This is a genomic window from Leptothermofonsia sp. ETS-13 (assembly GCF_049200465.1).
Lineage (GTDB): Bacteria > Cyanobacteriota > Cyanobacteriia > Leptolyngbyales > Leptolyngbyaceae > Leptothermofonsia.
Window position 1 is genome coordinate 1,560,780 of sequence record NZ_CP120836.1, and the last position, 15,442, is coordinate 1,576,221.

Genomic DNA, 15,442 nt, shown 5'->3' on the forward strand with positions numbered 1-15,442 from the left:
GTTAGTAAGGTGAGAAGGTGGAAGGGGAGAGAGGGTGATAGGGGAGAGGGGGTGGAATTGGCTGTGAGAGGGGGAGGCAAACCTGATCGCCAGAAATTCAATCTCAATTTGAGAGGGGAATTCGAGTTTCCAGACAGTGTTGCAGGGTTTTGGAGTCGAACAGAATGGGCAGGAAGTGAATGCTTTTAACTTCTTTGAAATAAAAGAGGATGGGTGCGGGTGGCCAGAAAATACGCCAATTTTGCCAATCCTGGTAGGGAAATTGCCGAATTAAAGTTTCACCCCGGCAAACATCCAAAGCCGTTGCAGTAAACCGCAAGCGAATCGTCACGGTCTGGAACAGCAGAAACAGGCCAAAAAGCGCGATCACCAGCCCCACCCACACCTGAATCAGCACGAAAGGAATCGCTATCAGTATCAGGGCGATCGCAAGAGTATAGCTAGGAGACAGTTCAACCGTTTGTCCAGGCAGATTAGGGGAGGCAGTACTTGTCACGCTTCACTCTCGCTTTGAGGTTCGGATAGGTTCATCCTCTATTCTATAGGGTTCTATAGGGTCGAGCGTCGGCAGAAGAGGCGGCAAAGAGGAGGGTTATAAACCTCGTGTAACTGCGCTACCCAGCCCCTGGAACATTACCCAGGAGAGAAAGAAGTTAGAAATAAAAATGGCTAACAGGGAAGTAACCACAGCCGTCGTGGTGGATTGCCCAACTCCTTTTGCACCCCCCGTTGTCGTCAAACCCCAGCTCGCCCCAATAATGGCAATCAATGCCCCAAAGAAAAATCCTTTGATGGGTGCACTGCATAAATCCCAGGCGCTCAGGAAATTTTGAGCAGAGTCAAAAAAGACTTTATTAGAAATTCCGTATAGCGCTTGAGCAATAAACATGCCACCGATCATGCCAGTGATCAGCGAGAGAATTGTCAACAGAGGCAACATCAGACAGCAGGCAATGACCCTGGGAATTACCAGGTAGTCGATTGGGTCTGTTTTTAGCATGTATAGTGCATCGATTTGTTCAGTTACCCGCATGGTGCCAATTTCCGCTGCAAAGGCTGAACCGACTCGCCCTGCCAGGATAACGGCTGTTAATACAGGAGCCAGCTCACGCGCCAGGGCAAGCGCCAGAACCCCTCCCACAGCGCTGCCTGCCCCTAAATTGATGAATTCCCTTGACACCTGGATGGTAAAGACCATCCCAACAAAGGCCGCCGTCAGGAGAGCAATTAGTAAAGATTCTGGCCCCACGACTGCCATTTGCTCCAGGGTATTGCGTCGATGGATTTTACCTGCCAGTAGATGGACCATGACCTGCCCACCCAGGAAAATGGCTGCCAGCAGGCGCTGACTCCACATTCGTAAGCCATAAGTAGTCGGCGTTTCACTCACCAGGGCGAAGACTTAGATAGGACGTTAGAAAGAATACCAGGGATTTGTGTCACAACCCTTCACCAAGATTTTTAATTTTAATTTAAGATTTCTGGCAATTACTGGGCATTTTGGGCGATCGCTTCTAAGGTGAAAAAGGATAGCAGTGTGAACTAGGATACCGTTGACCTGGCTTAAACAGCCTACTATCAATTTATGATGACATTACCCACCTTTCTCCGTTCCCTTTTGCTAACAGGTGCCCTGAGTTTCGCAGCGCCCATTGTGCTGATTGGAACTGTGCTGATCAGTTTTTACGTGGTTGGTCAAGTTCCCTTCATTGATGCATTCAGCCAAGCTGGAGTAACCCAGATTCTCAACTTTCTAGCCGTCTTCGGTAATGGCGATGCAGTTGAGGGAATGCTGATTATTGGTCTGACCTGTAGCCTGGTTGGAGCTTTGTTCGACACCTATGCTTTTTACCGTCATCAGAATCTAAGGGGCGGGTAGTAAATTGGGGCTCTTAAACTTCGGTATCTTTTCGGGTAATGCTCAAATCATAATGATTTTTCAGTTTGAAATGATGGTGGACAGCACCGCTCATCATTACTTCTTGAGGTCTACCCAGTAAAATACTGGGATGGACCAATTCCCACCTTGCCTGGGGTCTGAGTCAGAATCGAATTGCTTCCATTCAATCATTAGACCGATCCACCATTAGACCGATCTATGTCCTGTTTGCCCTTACCCATTGAGCAGAATGATCAACAGTTAGTGATCCAATTAGTCATTGAATCGGTTCAAGGACGTTACCTCTTACTTACTCCAGGAACGCACGCTATCGATCCTGCCATTACTGGAGTTACTGGGCTTAAGTGCCCGCGAAGCCAAAGTGTTGTTTTGGGTGATGCGAGGAGAAGCGAATCAAGTGATCGCCAAACATCTGGGTGTTCACCCCAGCACCATCCGCAAACATCTGGAGAGTATTTATCGCAAGCTAGATGTACAAAGTCGCACAGAAGCGATCGCTTAGAATGCTTCCTTCCCTCACTAGCTTGCAAGCCAGCTAAGAGAGATGGGCCGGGAGGAGTGAGAGTGCCACAATCAATAAAAAAATCAGGGCCGAAGAAGTTTCCAGGATGGCAACATTTTGAATCGGAGTGGTACGATACCAGTCTTGCCATGCCAGAATCAGACCCAATTTGAGCAGCGCGATACCAAAACCGATGGCCGTGATCGGTGCAAGCCAGCCAATGAACCAGAGTCCAGTAATGATGCCAGTGGCGATCACATGGTAAGTCAACCCTGGCAGGAGTGATGCAGTTTTGGGCTTACGCAGTTTGACGGTAAAAATGCTACTACTAAAAAACAGTGTATTTAAGAGCCACAATCCCAACATCGATAGTGTCCAGGTTCCCGTTGTGGCGATATAGGCAAACGGTGCTGCCAAACAAACAGCTGCAAAGGTTAGCAGTTCGTTAGTAAATGATTTTTGTTGCCGATAGAAGACCGAAACTGCATCGATGACAAAAGCCGCGATCGCCCCCAGGTACAACCAAAGCAGCATAGGCGTTTGCAGACATAGGCAAACTGCAATGCCTAAGGCTATGCCAGCATAAAGACTACCCCAAACCAGAAACCGAGATTTCCAACTGCGGCGCTGTTTAATCTGGAGCGTCAAGGGATGCTCAGCTTGGAACCCCGCAAAGGCACAGATGAGTGCCAGAGTCGTTGCCCAAGTCCATTTTTGGGCAGCAGCGGCTCCTGTTAGGAAAGACACAAATAACATGACATAAACCCCATGCTCTGGCGAGTATATCGGGTGATACCAGGCTGGGGTACGGGAAACAGCAGCTGCAGATTGGATAGCAGCGGATTGTGAGAGGTTGGGTTGAGAAGGTGTCATAAACTATAATGACCTGTGCGATCAGGGGTTTGAGCCGTTCAAATGTTCTGCTATTGCCTGGTTCGTTTTTTGCAGACAATCCAGCGTTTGCTGTCTCACAGCCTTTAACCGACGCTCAAAATTATCCAAAGCGATTGTGCCGTCTGAAGATTCAGCTTTCTGGATTGCAATAGTTGGCGTTGCTGAATTTGGGTATGAAGTTGCTGAATTTGGGTATGAAGTTGCTGAATTTGGGTATGAAATAGATGCTGTATGCATAAAGCTTAGTTTCGATTCATACTGCTTTTCAGCAACGCCTATCGCCGTGAGGATTGCTCGTACATTTTGTCATCTCCATATCAGCCGGGAGAAATCGAAGGTTGCGGAGTGCCTTTATGCCAGTCCGCCCAACCGAATTCCGACTCCGACAACGACGAACAGCACAGCCAGGGTGGTTACGCCAACGATGTGATAAGCCAGAGAATTGAGGTTTTCTTTGGTCAGGTTGGGGATGATGAAGAAGCGAGCATGAATTGCGAGCGCTAAGGTTCCCAGCAGGCAAAGCAACTTAATTCCAATATATCGCGACAGGTACGAGTCGAAGGCTAAGAAGTTTTGAAAACCTGGAAAGTAAGTCCAGGTGAGCCATAGCCCGGTAATCACTTGCAACAGGAGGGACATTAGCCCAAAGTACTCGAAGTGTTCTTCAAACTGATGGATGCGATCGGGGTCGCGGTGTTTCAATGCCTGAGGCAGCACTGTAACGGCAAGAACGAGATGTCCACCTGTCCAGACGGTGGCTCCCAAGGTATGCAGAATGACCAGAAGTTTGAACAGCATCGGTTGGTGATTGCGATGGGGTGTGTGTCAGGAATTGTTAATTTATTTCAGCGGAGTGTCGAACCTCAACTCAATTTTGTAAAAATGAATACAGAAAATATTTGATTTACTTTTCCTGGATGTCGAGAGAGTTTGAATCATCTTGATTGGACGTGAGACGGAAAACATCTATGGCTTTGCAAACAACTTCAATCTATTCGTTGGTCGCTGAGCAAGAGGGCGCGATCGCTGCTGATTGGAACCCGGTTTGTCAGATTACCTATAACCGGGATACCTGGGTAAAGTTGCTCCAGCGCCCCAGTGAATATGCGTCCGACGAGGCAAAGTTGCTTTGTCAAGACACACCAAATACTTGGATTGCCTGGGTGCCTGATTATGGTGAAGTGGTTCTTGGTCATGGTGATTTCTATTGCTAGTAGTGCTAGTAGATCAAAATAAACGTTGTGAGGGAAGTGGAAAGGGTACCCCCCTTCCGGAGGCGAAGCCCCCACTCCTCCATATTGCAAAATTAACGAAAACGCCAGTAAAAGAACCCAGAAAACGATAACTTTCATGAAGTGACGCCTGATGCGGCGCAGCATATCCCATATCAAAGTGCCTGGATGCATTTGAAATAGAGTTGGCATCATATTGACTTAGTTGAAAGAATTATTCAAGGAACAAGGTTTGATTTAATAGGCTTTGATGTGTTCGAGTGCGATCGCACGCGGGAACAACACATTGTTTTCTTTGTGAATATGCTGGTGTATGTCTTGCTCAAAGGTAGCTAGCGCATCCAACAGGGCGCGATAGGTGTTGCACGCCCACTCTGGCGGGGTGAATTCATCGGGGCGGGGTGAATTCATCGGTAAGTCGACGCAGTTGTGCCAGGGCTACTCCAGCTTCATCATGTTCAAATTCCATGCGGTGAACTGGATTGGCAATCGTGCCACAGTGGAACATGGGCAATGTATCGCTGGCTTCCAATTGACGAATCATGGGAAACAAAATCGATAGTGCGTCAGATTAATGTGGGATATATAGCAATGTCGTGCCAGTTCCAAGAGCGCGTTGTCAATCCCGCCCGCTGAGCAGCGGTGGTTTTGAAGTGGCTATGCTGCCAAATCCAGTTGAAATAACTCACGCCTAACCGTATGGTTACTTTAGTTTGTTCCCAGACCTTGCTAAACTTAGCTAAACTTAGTCTGTCGTCGATGCCATCGTCCGGTTTGTTGTCTTAACGTTCCATTTGTCCGCTCTAACCGCTGTGTTTTATCTTTGCCAATATATAACTTTACGCGGGTGCGTTAGGACATTGGAATTAGAGAGGGAGTGGGGGCTTCGCCCCCAGCTAGGGGTGGAACCCCTGCACCCCGTCCTAACCATAATGACTACCGCTATAATGGCCGATCTCTGACGGTAAGACTCGTTCGTATCTGCCCCAATCATCGGTGTTGAATTGTTTGCAATCCGTTTTTCCTTCAGTGTTCACAACTAACTGCTCAATGAATTCATCGGTGTGTTTACCCACGCAGGCGGTGAGCATCAAGCTGCTAGATTGAGCAAGGCTCAACCCAATCCAACTGTCTCCCCGTTTCAATTCCTCGCTAGCGCATTGCTTCTGTTGTTTGAGACGAATGACCACATCTCATCGGCACAAACTTCTTCCGTCTTGACGGATTGAACCTCCTGGTTATGCACCAATTGTGCTTTTTGGCTGGCAGAGCGCACGATGCTAACGACGGTATTGTAGGCAAGTCCACTAGGCAAGTCCACTGGTGCGACTGATGCCTCGTAAACTACTGCCCTCACTATGCATTTGCAGAACCTGGCGAATCTGTTCAGGACTGACATGGCGACGGTAGTAGAGACTGTCAAACTCCTCACAAAAGGTTTGGCGGCAAGCAGGACCGAGATACCGTTGATGACCATTGGGCATCTTGCCATGTTTATGAGCTTTACTATGACCGCATAGAGAGCATTCCATCGCTTTGCTTCTAGTCAAGGTTCTTTTCTACTCTACCAATCCCACATTAACCTGACGCACAATCGATAAAATCAATATTCCAGCGATTTTGTTTGAAATGAAAGAGTCGCTTGCGCTATTCTTTCACCGATAAGCAGGGAGAACCATGACAACCAGAGATGGATTCAGGAGTAATTGTGCAAACCAGGGAAGTGAAACGAGAAGCGCGTGACCTCTATAAAGTTCTGGTTTCGCTATTACAAATAGATGGCAACTACAAAAAACTGATTCTGCGAGACCTGGCAAAAATCGTTCAAATCTGTGGGCGGGGCAAAGGAGATATTACCTCGAATGAACTGCTGGCGTTTCTGGTCCTCTACGCCCTGATTGAGGATGACAGGGAAAAGCTTAACGTCGCTATTAACCAGTGGGACACTTCTGTCGAAATTCGCCAGAAGTACGAGAAAGAGAGCCTGAGGCTGATTCTGGAACTGGCAAACGGCGAAAACTCCAAGGACCAGTTTGTGTTGCCTACGGTTTTGAACAGGCTGGATGAAGAAAAAGGTACCCGGTTGCTGGAACAGGTAGTCAATGCCCTTTATCGATTTGCACAGGTTATTGTCAAAATCGATGGCAGAAGAACTCTGCAAGACTTAGAAGCCCTGTCCCTGATCTGGAAACTGCTGCACACCTATGATGCTTCAGTTCAACTACCTGCGGAGGGACGGGACGGGAGCCCTATTCTCCAGAACGACGACCTGGATAAAGTCCTCGCTGAACTTAACCAGCTAATCGGCATGGAAAACATTAAGAACGAAGTCCGAACGCTGACCAATTTTCTGAAAGTCCAACAGGTACGCAGCCAGCAGGGGTTGGCAAAAACCTCTGTATCTCTGCATTCGGTTTTCTGCGGCCCGCCGGGAACCGGGAAAACCACCGTCGCCCGACTGATGGGCAGAATTTTTAAGGCGCTGAGTTTTCTGGAGAAAGGACACCTGGTGGAAACTGACCGCGCTGGAATGGTTGCCTCCCACATCGGTGGAACCGCCGAACGGGTTAATAAGCTGGTGGAGTCGGCCCTGGATGGAGTGCTATTTGTAGACGAAGCTTATGCGCTGGAAACAGGTTCGGATCAGGACTTTGGGCAGGAGGCGATCGACACTCTGCTTAAGCGCATGGAAGACTATCGCCAGCGACTCGTGGTTATCGTTGCCGGATATACCGACGAAATGCAAACCTTCCTGGAATCTAACCCTGGTATGAAATCCCGCTTCAATCGCTACTTTTACTTCAAAGATTATGTACCTGATGAACTGGTGGCCATCTTCAACAAATTCTGTAAAGACAGCCACTTTGAACCAACCGAAGCTGCCAACGAAAAGCTACATCACCTGTTCACTGAGCTCTACGATGCCCGTGACAGAACTTTCGGCAATGCCCGCCTGGCCCGCAACCTGTTCGAGAAAACCATTGAGCAGCAAGCCAATCGGCTGGCAGTCCTGCCCTCTCTGACCAGGGAAGTGCTGACAGAAATCCTGCCGGAAGATATTCCAACTGCCGCAATGTTGATGCCGCAGCAAAGGGAAAGGGAGTAGGAAGAGGGAAGGGGAAAGAGGAAAGAAGGAAGAGGCGACAGGAGTAGATGAGTGGATGAGTGATGGAGTAAAAGAGTGATGGAGTGATGGGGTGGGGAATTTTAAGCTTTGAGTTTTCACCTTACACCTCACACTTCTCTGACAACTAACAACCAACAACTAACAACTCCATTACCCCATCCCCTCATCAACCACTCTCCTTTTCAGCGCAGTGTTAGAATAGTCACCAAAATCGGGAGCAAAATTGCATTTGATAACGTCCTGATTGAAGTAAGTCCGGCTGAGTTCTTTCTGATAGTTCCTTGGGCTAGTGGTCTGTCAAGACTTATTTTGTGAGTTAATTTTGTAAGTTAAAAACTCACAGAATGACCACTGTGACTCATCCAGGACGCAAAATTAATACTGACAAACCACTAGAGGAGTTGAAGCAGATGATTAAATATTTTCTTTCAGCAATAAGAAATCAACGTTGGATGTATTTAGGTCTGCTGGCATCTGTGGGTTTTGCAGCCGGGTACGTTCAACCCGTGGCAGCTCAATTTGGGTCTTCTACTCCTCAACCCTTAGAAGATTTACAGAATCCAAACCGGGGGGGGATATCTTTTCCAATCGGGGGGGGAATCAAACTGGCAGTATGCTGGATATTATTCATCGGGCTATTCAAGGACAGGGGCGCAGCCTTGAAGAGTACAGTGAGGAACAGCGAGAAAATCTGGATTCTGCCGCTGAAGAATTTTTAAAACTGAGGCAGCAACGGTTGGGGAACCAGGCTCCAACTACTCCGACCACCCCAACCCCTGCGACCCCCTCCCAGCAATTGATTCAGTTATAGCTGTCGCCGTTGCTTAGGACGTTGGCTTTAAACCTATATTCCGCACTTTAAGTGTCACACTCAAATATTTAAGCTTGAAAGCTTCTTCCGATAAGGGATGCACGTTTTTAGTTCACGCGTACTATTGGGCTGTAATTGAGAATGCCCATGGCTGATTGAGATAATCATCTGGTCAGAGCTTCTGCAAGTCCCATTGCTTCGTTGAAATATTCGATGTGCCAGTTGGAAGTGCGGAATGTCGATTTAAAGGGGGTGTGTGGGCTTCGCCCTCAGCCAGGGGTTGTTCCACCCCCTCTACCCCCGAACTTAGCCTTAATTTAATTGCGCCTAACTACCTACTGTGCAGTTTCTACTGTTATGAATCTATACTCTCTAGCGGATGAAGAGGGCATCTGACTGCCCTGATGGTATTCCTCCAGCGTAAAGGCATCTACCTGGATGGCGTCGTTACGGGCAACCTCGGTTTCTCGGATCAGGTGGGCGGCGTCTTCAGTGATGATTCCGGCGGCGAGAGCGGCGTCAACTAACTGTTCTGGTTTTGTCTGGGGCAGTTGTCCGGTGCGACTGGCGGTTCTAATGGTTTTGAAGATGGCTTCTGTCTGGGCAGATAGGCGGAATGCCTGTTCCAGGCGACCGAGGGCTTCATCAGGATGGGAGGGGATGTAAATATCGGCGGTCAGGCGATCGCGCCCCTCTCCCGGTGTTTGCAATCGTTGGGCAACCAGACTACCCAATTCGTCGGATGGCAAGGCCCCAATTGGGTTAAGCCGCCACCAGGCCAGAATCGGTCCCCGCAGGAGAGGGGTCAGACCGGAGACTGGCAAGTTGCTGAGGATGCCTTCAAAGGCTTGCTGAATTTGGGCGAAGGCATATTGCATCGACCAGTGAACCAGGGGCATGTCTTCGGGTCGGCGTCCTTCGGCTTCATAGCGGCGCAGGGTGGCCATACCCATGTACATCCAGCAAAGGACATCGGCGAAGCGTCCAGTGAGCTTTTCGTGGCGCTTGAGGGAACCGCCCAGGGCGATCATGGTGAGGTCGGTTAGCAGGGCAAAGGTGGCGGATGCCCAGGCCAGTTTACGATAGTAGCGGGCGGTGGGGCCGGTGACGGGGGAACGGGCCAGAAGACCACGGGAGAGGTTGAGCAAGACAGAGCGGAAGCTGTTGCGCACGATCAGGCCGATGTGGTTCCAGAGGGCGCGATCAAAGGCAAAAACATCCCCCTGGTTCAGGGCTTCCACTTCTTGATAGACATAGGGATGACAGCGGATGACTCCCTGGCCAAAAATCATCATCGTGCGGGTAAGAATGTTGGCTCCTTCGACGGTTATGGAGATGGGAATGGCGGTATAGATGTTTGCCAACAGGTTTCGGGGACCTTTGCAAATACCTGATCCTCCCAGGATGTCCATGCCGTCGTTAACCAGCTTGCGGGCCAGTTCGGTGAATTCGTATTTGGCGATCGCTGAAACAATGGAGGGTTTTTCTCCCTGATCAACGGCGCTACAGGTGTAAATGCGGGCAGCATCGAGCAAATAGGTCAGTGCGCCAATGCGGGCGAGGGGTTCTTCAATCCCTTCAAATCGCCCAATGGAAAGACCAAACTGCCGTCGCACAACGGCATGGGCACCTGTGACGCGAGCTACCAGTTTGGCTACTCCGGTGCAACTGGCCGGAAAGCTGATCCCCCGTCCGGCGGCAAGGGTCTGCATTAGCATTTTCCAGCCCTGTCCGGCTTGTTCAACGCCGCCGATAATTTGATCGACGGCAACCACCACATCTCGCCCTTCCAGGGGGGAGTTGTAGAAGGGGACTCCCATCGGATCGTGGCGTTTTGCCTGAATTACACCGGGCGTATTAGCTGGAATTAAAGCACAGGTGATGCCGACGTTTTCGCCTCTGCCCAGCAGGTTTTCGGGGTCACGTAGTTTAAAGGCAAGGCCAATCAGGGTGGCGATCGCCCCCAACGTGATGTACCGCTTACGGAAGTTCAACCGGATGTAAAGCTTTCCGTCATCTCCTTTGAATACAATGCCTTCGGAGGTAATGCTGGCGGCGTCTGACCCGGCGTTGGGTTCGGTGAGTGCGAAGCAGGGAATTTCTTCACCCTTTGCTAGACGGGGTAAATAGTAATTTTTTTGAGCCTGGGTGCCGTAGTTAAGCAACAGTTTGGCGGGACCGAGGGAATTGGTGACGCCAACGGTTGCGGTATGGATGAAGGAGCGGGATGCCAGCTTCACCATGACGGAACTATAGGCGAGGTTGGAAAATCCTAACCCACCGTACTCTTTGGGAATCATCATGCCGAAGAAGCGCTCCTGTTTGAGGTAGTCCCAGACTTCGGGAGGCAGGTCTTTGCGACGATGAATTTCCCAGTCGGTTGCCATGCGACAAACCTGTTCAACAGGACCATCTAAAAAAGTCTGAATTTCGGACGTCATTGCGATGTAGGGTTCACTGTTCAGCCGCTGAAAATTGGGTACGCCAGAGAAGAATTCTCCATCAATCCAGACGGTTCCAGCTTCGATCGCCGCTTTTTCCGTTTCAGAGATGGCTGGCAATAGGTTTAAAGCTGTGATGCCTTTCATTACGGGGGCAGTCAGGAGTGTGCGGCGCAGGATAGGCAGGTTGAGCACAACTGCAATAGCTCCAAAAAGTATCCAACTCCAGAGGGGTGCCTGGAACACACCCAGAATCAATGCAAAATACAGTGACCATGCCCACAGGGGAACGCCAATGTACCCAAGTGCAACCAGAAAGAGAATCAATGTAGGAGTCGTAATTGATGGCTGAAGAATCATAATGATGGTTTTGAAGGAGTTGTTAGAAGGGAAGGGGGATTGGGGAGTTCTAAGTTTTGAGTTCTGAGTTTGAATTCAAGGTGAGAGGGAAAAGGTGAAGGGCGATCGCAGTCTTACCTATAAGGACTTAATCTCTGATTTGGGGGTATGGAGGAGTTTCGACTGATGTTCGTCGCGTTTGATTAGAAAGCCCGATGCCAGACCCTTGCGGGGGGTTGAGAGAGTCAGGCTCGCAAAAGGTAGAAAGGATTTTATGCGACGCTGCGCCGAAGAAAACCCTTTGGGAGGGAGTGAGTCCCCCGGAGCCAGTTTCAAATGAGATCGGAGATATAGATACACCGTAAAAGAGAGATGAAACCCTGTCGATTAAATCATCAAGTTCTCAATCACTCCCGCAGCACCCATGCCACCGCCAACGCACATCGTGACTAACCCATAGCGAATACTACGCCGCTTCATTTCGTGCAGAATGGTGGCGGTGAGTTTTGCGCCCGTCATTCCTAAGGGGTGGCCAAGGGCGATCGCGCCTCCGTTGACGTTCAGGATGTCTTCGTTGAGTCCCAATTTGCGAATGACGGCAAGGGATTGGGCGGCAAAGGCTTCGTTGAGTTCAATCAAGCCTATATCATCCAGACTCAGTCCTACCTGCTTCAATACTTTAGGAACAGCTTCCACGGGACCCATTCCCATAATTTCGGGCGGCACCCCGGCGACGGCAAATCCGATTAAACGCCCCATGGGTTCAATGCCGAGTTCATCGACCATACGTTTGCTCATGACAATTGTGGCGGCGGCTCCATCGGACATCTGGGAGGAGTTACCCGCTGTTACTGTGCCACCAACGCGAAAGACAGGGGGCAGTTTGGCAAGGGCTTCCAGGCTGGTGTCGGCACGGGGTCCTTCATCGACGTGGAAAATGGTTTTCACTGCCTGGGGTTTGCCGTCGATATACAACGTTTCGCTGACGGGAATGGGAATGATTTCTTCGTCAAAGCGTCCGGCTTCAATGGCTGCGATCGCCCGCTGGTGCGATCGCAGGGCAAAGGCGTCTTGGTCTTCGCGGGAAACCTGAAATTGCTGGGCAACGTTTTCTGCGGTCAGACCCATGGTGCAGTAAGCCTGGGGCGCGTCGGCCATTAATTCTGGGTTGGGAACCATGACGTGCCCACCCATGGGAATCAGGCTCATGGATTCGGCACCCCCGGCGATGATGACTTCTGCCTGTCCGGTTTCAATAGCCTGGGTTGCCATGGCGATGGTCTGCAAACCGGAGGCACAAAAACGGTTAACGGTGCAGCCTGCAACGGTGGGTGGCAGTCCAACCCGCTGCGCGATGACCCGCCCCAGGTTAAAGCCCTGTTCGGCTTCGGGGAAGGCGCAGCCCATGATGATGTCATCGATCTGTTCGGGTTGCAGTCCATTGACTTTGTCGATAGCCGCTTTGACGGCAATGGCTCCCATATCATCGGGACGCATGTTGCGGAGGGTTCCACGCGGCGCTTTTCCAACCGCTGTCCGCACGCTGCTGACAATGTACGCTTCTTTCATAGTGATTATTTCCACCTTTGAATGCTTTTGAATGTGATACGGCGGGGAGCGGATGAGTTTTGAGTTTTGATTTCTGGCATCTTGACACCTGGCCCCCAGCCCCTTCTAGCTCACCCCCTACCCCCTCACCATCGGACCGACTAATTCCTCAACGGTTTCTTGGTCTTGAGCATGTAGGCAATGCGCTCTTGAGTTTTGGGCTGGCTTAGGAGCGGGATAAAGGTTTCCCGTTCGAGTTGCAACAGGTATTCTTCAGGTACCAGGGAAGGTGCTGTGAGTTCGCCACCAGTCATAACATAGGCGAGACGACCGGCGAGGTAGCGATCGTATTCGCTGGCGTAGCCTCCCTGGTTAAAGACGTAGGCGGCATGTTCCAGCATGGCTCTGGTAGGGCGACCCAACACCATGATGGAGTTTTGTTCTGGCGGTGGAGCGTAGCCGATCTGGCTTAGGTGTAGAATTTCGGCTTTGGCAACGGCAAGGCGGCGATCGCCATCCATAACAATTCGGGCGTTGCAGGGCAGGTACCCCAGTTCCTGGGCTTCGTAGGCACTATTGGAGACTTTAGCCATGGCAATGGTTTCAAAGGCCTGGCGCAGGAATGGCTGAATCTGGCTGGGGGTTTCGGTCAAGGCCCGTTCCGTTGCCCGTGCCACCATTCGCATAATGCCACCGGCACCGGGAATGAGGCCCACTCCCAGTTCAACCAGGCCAATGTAGGTTTCAGCGGCAGCTACCACCTGGGGACAGGCCATCACCAGTTCGCAACCACCCCCTAAAGCCCGTCCCTGTACGGCTGCGACAATCGGTTTCGGGAAATAGTGAATGCGCTGCATGAGGGATTGAAACTGAACGATGAGGCGGGCGATCGCGTCAAACTGCCCCGACTGCGCCATCATCCCCATTTCTGCCAGGTTAGCGCCGCCAGAAAAGTGGGCACTGCCGTTGCCAATTACCATGCCTTTGTAGTTTCGGGTTTCCAGAAGATCTAGAACTTCTGCTAAACCGTTGACGACGTTTAGGCTGAGGGTATTTCCTTTAGAGCGAAATTCGTAGAGAACAACGCCATCGCCTAAGTTCAACAGGGCGGCTTCGGGATTTTGCCAGAGAACGTTGTCTGAATTGGTTTTGATGATGTTCAGATCGATCTCATCGGTTGATGTTTCCAGGGGTGTGTAGTGAAGTTCAGATTTATAGACATGGTGGTTTTTGTAGAAACTTTTGGCGCACATTTGCTGCATGGTTTCTACCCACTCTGGCACTGGGATGTTAGCCGCTTTCATATCGGCCAGGACTCGCTCAAACCCCAGGGCATCCCAGATTTCAAAGGGACCGAGTTCCCAACCAAAACCCCAGCGCATGGCGCGATCGACATCGGTGACACAATCTGCAATTTCGGGAATGCGGTTGGCGCTATAGCTTAAAATTGCCAGGGTTGATTGACGGAAAAATTCTCCAGCCCGACCCGGATCATTATAGAGTGCACGCAGACGTTCTTTTAGGTCGGGAATTTTACGAATGGCTTCGATGTCTCCTAAATTGATGGGTCTGGCCGCCTCGTAACCCATCGTTTCGGGATTGAGGGAAAGAATTTGGCTCTCCTGCTTCTTGTAAAAGCCCTGGCCTGTTTTAGCACCAAGCGTTCCGGTTTCCACCAGTTTTTTCAACACTTTGGGAACGCGGAACATTTCTCGACTTTCGTCGTGGGGGATGGCCGGGTACAGGTTATAGGCCACGTACATGAGGGTGTCTAACCCAACCAGGTCAGCGGTGCGGAAGGTGGCGGATTTGGGTCTACCGGCAATCTCTCCGGTAAGGGTGTCAATTTCTTCAATGGTGTAGCCCTGTTCTGTCGAGGCTTTGATGCCCAGCATGGTGACGAACATGCCAATCCGGTTGGCGATGAAGTTGGGGGTGTCTTTGGCAATAACGACTCCTTTACCAAGATGGATTTGCCCAAACCACTTCATCTGTTCCAGTACCTGGGGGTCAGTATCAGGTGTGGGAATCAGTTCCAGTAGTTTGAGATAGCGGGGGGGATTGAAGAAGTGAGTTCCTAAAAATCGTTTGCGGAAGGATTCGGAGTGTCCCTGGGCGATCGCGTGAATTGGCAATCCACTGGTATTGGTTGAAATCAGGGTGTCTTCTCGAATCGTTTCTTCCAATCGCTGCATTAACTGCTGTTTGATTTCCAAATTTTCCACAACTGCTTCAATTACCCAATCCACTTCGGCAACGCGGTGGAAATGATCGTCAAAGTTACCAGGAATGACACGACGGGCCGTTTTTTCAGTAAAGAAAATGGGGGGGTGACTGTTTCAGCGCTTTTTTAAACGCTCCTTCAACTAAACCATTTTTGTTACCCGTTTTAGCTGGCAGATCTAGCAAATGCACGGTCAGTCCGGCGTTGGCGAGGTGGGCGGCAATTTGAGTTCCCATCACGCCAGCACCCAAAACAGCAGCGGTGCGAAATGGTTTGTGCATGGTTCAAGATTCTCCTTAAGGAGGGGGTTAAGGGAAGAAGGAAAAAAGAAGGAATTCAGGAGTCAGGAGCCAGAAGGGGGGAGGGGGGAGGGGAAAACTCAAAACTTAAAACTCAAGCTCATTCCCCCCTCACGCTTTTGCCT

Annotated in this window: 18 protein-coding genes and 1 pseudogene; 6 read left to right on the plus strand and 13 right to left on the minus strand. The window is 50.4% G+C overall.

Translation table 11 applies throughout. From position 1 onward, the window contains the following. Positions 1-103: 103 nt before the first annotated feature. Together P4D80_RS06990 and P4D80_RS06995 are read right to left on the minus strand one after the other, a co-directional pair. Positions 104-496, minus strand: coding sequence for a DUF3119 family protein (locus P4D80_RS06990; RefSeq protein WP_421658262.1), 393 nt, complete (start codon positions 494-496; stop codon positions 104-106). 96 nt (positions 497-592) lie between these two features. After that, positions 593-1,390: an MlaE family lipid ABC transporter permease subunit gene (locus P4D80_RS06995; protein WP_421658263.1), complete on the minus strand. Its 798-nt coding sequence runs from the start codon at positions 1,388-1,390 to the stop codon at positions 593-595. Positions 1,391-1,585: 195 nt separating this feature from the next. Here P4D80_RS06995 and P4D80_RS07000 point away from each other — a divergent pair, with 195 nt between their 5' ends. Together P4D80_RS07000 and P4D80_RS07005 are read left to right on the plus strand one after the other, a co-directional pair. Next, positions 1,586-1,879: a hypothetical protein gene (locus P4D80_RS07000; protein WP_421658264.1), complete on the plus strand. Its 294-nt coding sequence runs from the start codon at positions 1,586-1,588 to the stop codon at positions 1,877-1,879. A 280-nt stretch (positions 1,880-2,159) separates the two neighbouring features. Beyond that, positions 2,160-2,402 (plus strand): helix-turn-helix domain-containing protein, encoded by a 243-nt coding sequence (locus P4D80_RS07005; protein WP_421658265.1) that lies wholly within the window; start codon positions 2,160-2,162, stop codon positions 2,400-2,402. Positions 2,403-2,435: 33 nt separating this feature from the next. Here P4D80_RS07005 and P4D80_RS07010 read toward each other — a convergent pair whose 3' ends face one another. Then, complete coding sequence (locus P4D80_RS07010) at positions 2,436-3,275, minus strand: YwiC-like family protein (protein WP_421658266.1); 840 nt, start codon at positions 3,273-3,275, stop codon at positions 2,436-2,438. 8 nt (positions 3,276-3,283) lie between these two features. On the opposite strand from P4D80_RS07010, the gene P4D80_RS07015 reads away from it, so the two are divergent. After that, positions 3,284-3,448 (plus strand): hypothetical protein, encoded by a 165-nt coding sequence (locus P4D80_RS07015; RefSeq protein ID WP_421658268.1) that lies wholly within the window; start codon positions 3,284-3,286, stop codon positions 3,446-3,448. A gap of 199 nt (positions 3,449-3,647) precedes the next feature. Here P4D80_RS07015 and P4D80_RS07020 read toward each other — a convergent pair whose 3' ends face one another. Then, the gene (locus P4D80_RS07020) at positions 3,648-4,094 is read right to left on the minus strand and encodes a CopD family protein (RefSeq protein ID WP_421658270.1); all 447 of its coding nucleotides are present in this window, start codon (positions 4,092-4,094) and stop codon (positions 3,648-3,650) included. Between the two features lie 170 nt (positions 4,095-4,264). Between P4D80_RS07020 and P4D80_RS07025 the strand changes: the two genes are divergently transcribed. Further along, the gene (locus P4D80_RS07025; protein WP_421658271.1) at positions 4,265-4,510 is read left to right on the plus strand and encodes a hypothetical protein; all 246 of its coding nucleotides are present in this window, start codon (positions 4,265-4,267) and stop codon (positions 4,508-4,510) included. A 255-nt stretch (positions 4,511-4,765) separates the two neighbouring features. Here the strand turns inward: P4D80_RS07025 and P4D80_RS07030 are convergent, their stop codons facing one another. The 5 genes and pseudogenes from P4D80_RS07030 to P4D80_RS07050 all read right to left on the minus strand — a co-directional run bounded on the left by P4D80_RS07030 (position 4,766) and on the right by P4D80_RS07050 (position 6,060). After that, positions 4,766-4,939, minus strand: a complete 174-nt coding sequence (locus tag P4D80_RS07030) for a hypothetical protein (protein WP_421658272.1) — start codon at positions 4,937-4,939, stop codon at positions 4,766-4,768. Further along, entirely contained in the window at positions 4,917-5,072 is a 156-nt protein-coding gene (locus P4D80_RS07035; protein ID WP_421658273.1) for a hypothetical protein, read from the minus strand. The genes P4D80_RS07030 and P4D80_RS07035 overlap by 23 nt, the downstream gene beginning before the upstream one ends. Positions 5,073-5,094: 22 nt before the next feature. Then, a pseudogene (locus P4D80_RS07040) lies at positions 5,095-5,362 on the minus strand (IS1 family transposase); the annotation flags it as partial. Between the two features lie 89 nt (positions 5,363-5,451). Further along, entirely contained in the window at positions 5,452-5,718 is a 267-nt protein-coding gene (locus P4D80_RS07045) for a hypothetical protein (protein ID WP_421654754.1), read from the minus strand. A gap of 117 nt (positions 5,719-5,835) precedes the next feature. Continuing rightward, positions 5,836-6,060 (minus strand): hypothetical protein, encoded by a 225-nt coding sequence (locus P4D80_RS07050; protein ID WP_421658275.1) that lies wholly within the window; start codon positions 6,058-6,060, stop codon positions 5,836-5,838. A 158-nt stretch (positions 6,061-6,218) separates the two neighbouring features. Here P4D80_RS07050 and P4D80_RS07055 point away from each other — a divergent pair, with 158 nt between their 5' ends. Next, positions 6,219-7,634: an AAA family ATPase gene (locus tag P4D80_RS07055; RefSeq protein WP_421658276.1), complete on the plus strand. Its 1,416-nt coding sequence runs from the start codon at positions 6,219-6,221 to the stop codon at positions 7,632-7,634. Between the two features lie 634 nt (positions 7,635-8,268). Then, entirely contained in the window at positions 8,269-8,466 is a 198-nt protein-coding gene (locus P4D80_RS07060; RefSeq protein WP_421658277.1) for a hypothetical protein, read from the plus strand. A 335-nt stretch (positions 8,467-8,801) separates the two neighbouring features. On the opposite strand, the gene P4D80_RS07065 is transcribed toward P4D80_RS07060, so the two are convergent. The 4 genes from P4D80_RS07065 to P4D80_RS07080 form a co-directional block, all read right to left on the minus strand. Then, positions 8,802-11,267 (minus strand): acyl-CoA dehydrogenase, encoded by a 2,466-nt coding sequence (locus P4D80_RS07065; protein ID WP_421658278.1) that lies wholly within the window; start codon positions 11,265-11,267, stop codon positions 8,802-8,804. 366 nt (positions 11,268-11,633) lie between these two features. Continuing rightward, the gene (locus tag P4D80_RS07070; protein WP_421658279.1) at positions 11,634-12,815 is read right to left on the minus strand and encodes a thiolase family protein; all 1,182 of its coding nucleotides are present in this window, start codon (positions 12,813-12,815) and stop codon (positions 11,634-11,636) included. A gap of 140 nt (positions 12,816-12,955) precedes the next feature. After that, positions 12,956-15,118 (minus strand): 3-hydroxyacyl-CoA dehydrogenase/enoyl-CoA hydratase family protein, encoded by a 2,163-nt coding sequence (locus tag P4D80_RS07075; RefSeq protein ID WP_421659499.1) that lies wholly within the window; start codon positions 15,116-15,118, stop codon positions 12,956-12,958. After that, complete coding sequence (locus P4D80_RS07080; RefSeq protein WP_421658281.1) at positions 15,105-15,299, minus strand: 3-hydroxyacyl-CoA dehydrogenase NAD-binding domain-containing protein; 195 nt, start codon at positions 15,297-15,299, stop codon at positions 15,105-15,107. Before P4D80_RS07080 ends, P4D80_RS07075 begins: the two co-directional genes overlap by 14 nt. Positions 15,300-15,442: the final 143 nt, after the last annotated feature.

What these genes read in the sequence shown, in the direction of transcription:
- P4D80_RS07000 (WP_421658264.1), top strand. Translation starts at nt 1,586, where the DNA reads ATGATGACATTACCCACCTTTCTCCGTTCCCTTTTGCTAACAGGTGCC.
- P4D80_RS07010 (WP_421658266.1), bottom strand. Translation starts at nt 3,275, where the DNA reads ATGACACCTTCTCAACCCAACCTCTCACAATCCGCTGCTATCCAATCT.
- P4D80_RS07015 (WP_421658268.1), top strand. Translation starts at nt 3,284, where the DNA reads ATGACCTGTGCGATCAGGGGTTTGAGCCGTTCAAATGTTCTGCTATTG.
- P4D80_RS07020 (WP_421658270.1), bottom strand. Translation starts at nt 4,094, where the DNA reads ATGCTGTTCAAACTTCTGGTCATTCTGCATACCTTGGGAGCCACCGTC.
- P4D80_RS07025 (WP_421658271.1), top strand. Translation starts at nt 4,265, where the DNA reads ATGGCTTTGCAAACAACTTCAATCTATTCGTTGGTCGCTGAGCAAGAG.
- P4D80_RS07030 (WP_421658272.1), bottom strand. Translation starts at nt 4,939, where the DNA reads ATGAATTCACCCCGCCCCGATGAATTCACCCCGCCAGAGTGGGCGTGC.
- P4D80_RS07035 (WP_421658273.1), bottom strand. Translation starts at nt 5,072, where the DNA reads ATGATTCGTCAATTGGAAGCCAGCGATACATTGCCCATGTTCCACTGT.
- P4D80_RS07050 (WP_421658275.1), bottom strand. Translation starts at nt 6,060, where the DNA reads ATGGAATGCTCTCTATGCGGTCATAGTAAAGCTCATAAACATGGCAAG.
- P4D80_RS07055 (WP_421658276.1), top strand. Translation starts at nt 6,219, where the DNA reads ATGGATTCAGGAGTAATTGTGCAAACCAGGGAAGTGAAACGAGAAGCG.
- P4D80_RS07060 (WP_421658277.1), top strand. Translation starts at nt 8,269, where the DNA reads ATGCTGGATATTATTCATCGGGCTATTCAAGGACAGGGGCGCAGCCTT.
- P4D80_RS07065 (WP_421658278.1), bottom strand. Translation starts at nt 11,267, where the DNA reads ATGATTCTTCAGCCATCAATTACGACTCCTACATTGATTCTCTTTCTG.
- P4D80_RS07070 (WP_421658279.1), bottom strand. Translation starts at nt 12,815, where the DNA reads ATGAAAGAAGCGTACATTGTCAGCAGCGTGCGGACAGCGGTTGGAAAA.
- P4D80_RS07080 (WP_421658281.1), bottom strand. Translation starts at nt 15,299, where the DNA reads ATGCACAAACCATTTCGCACCGCTGCTGTTTTGGGTGCTGGCGTGATG.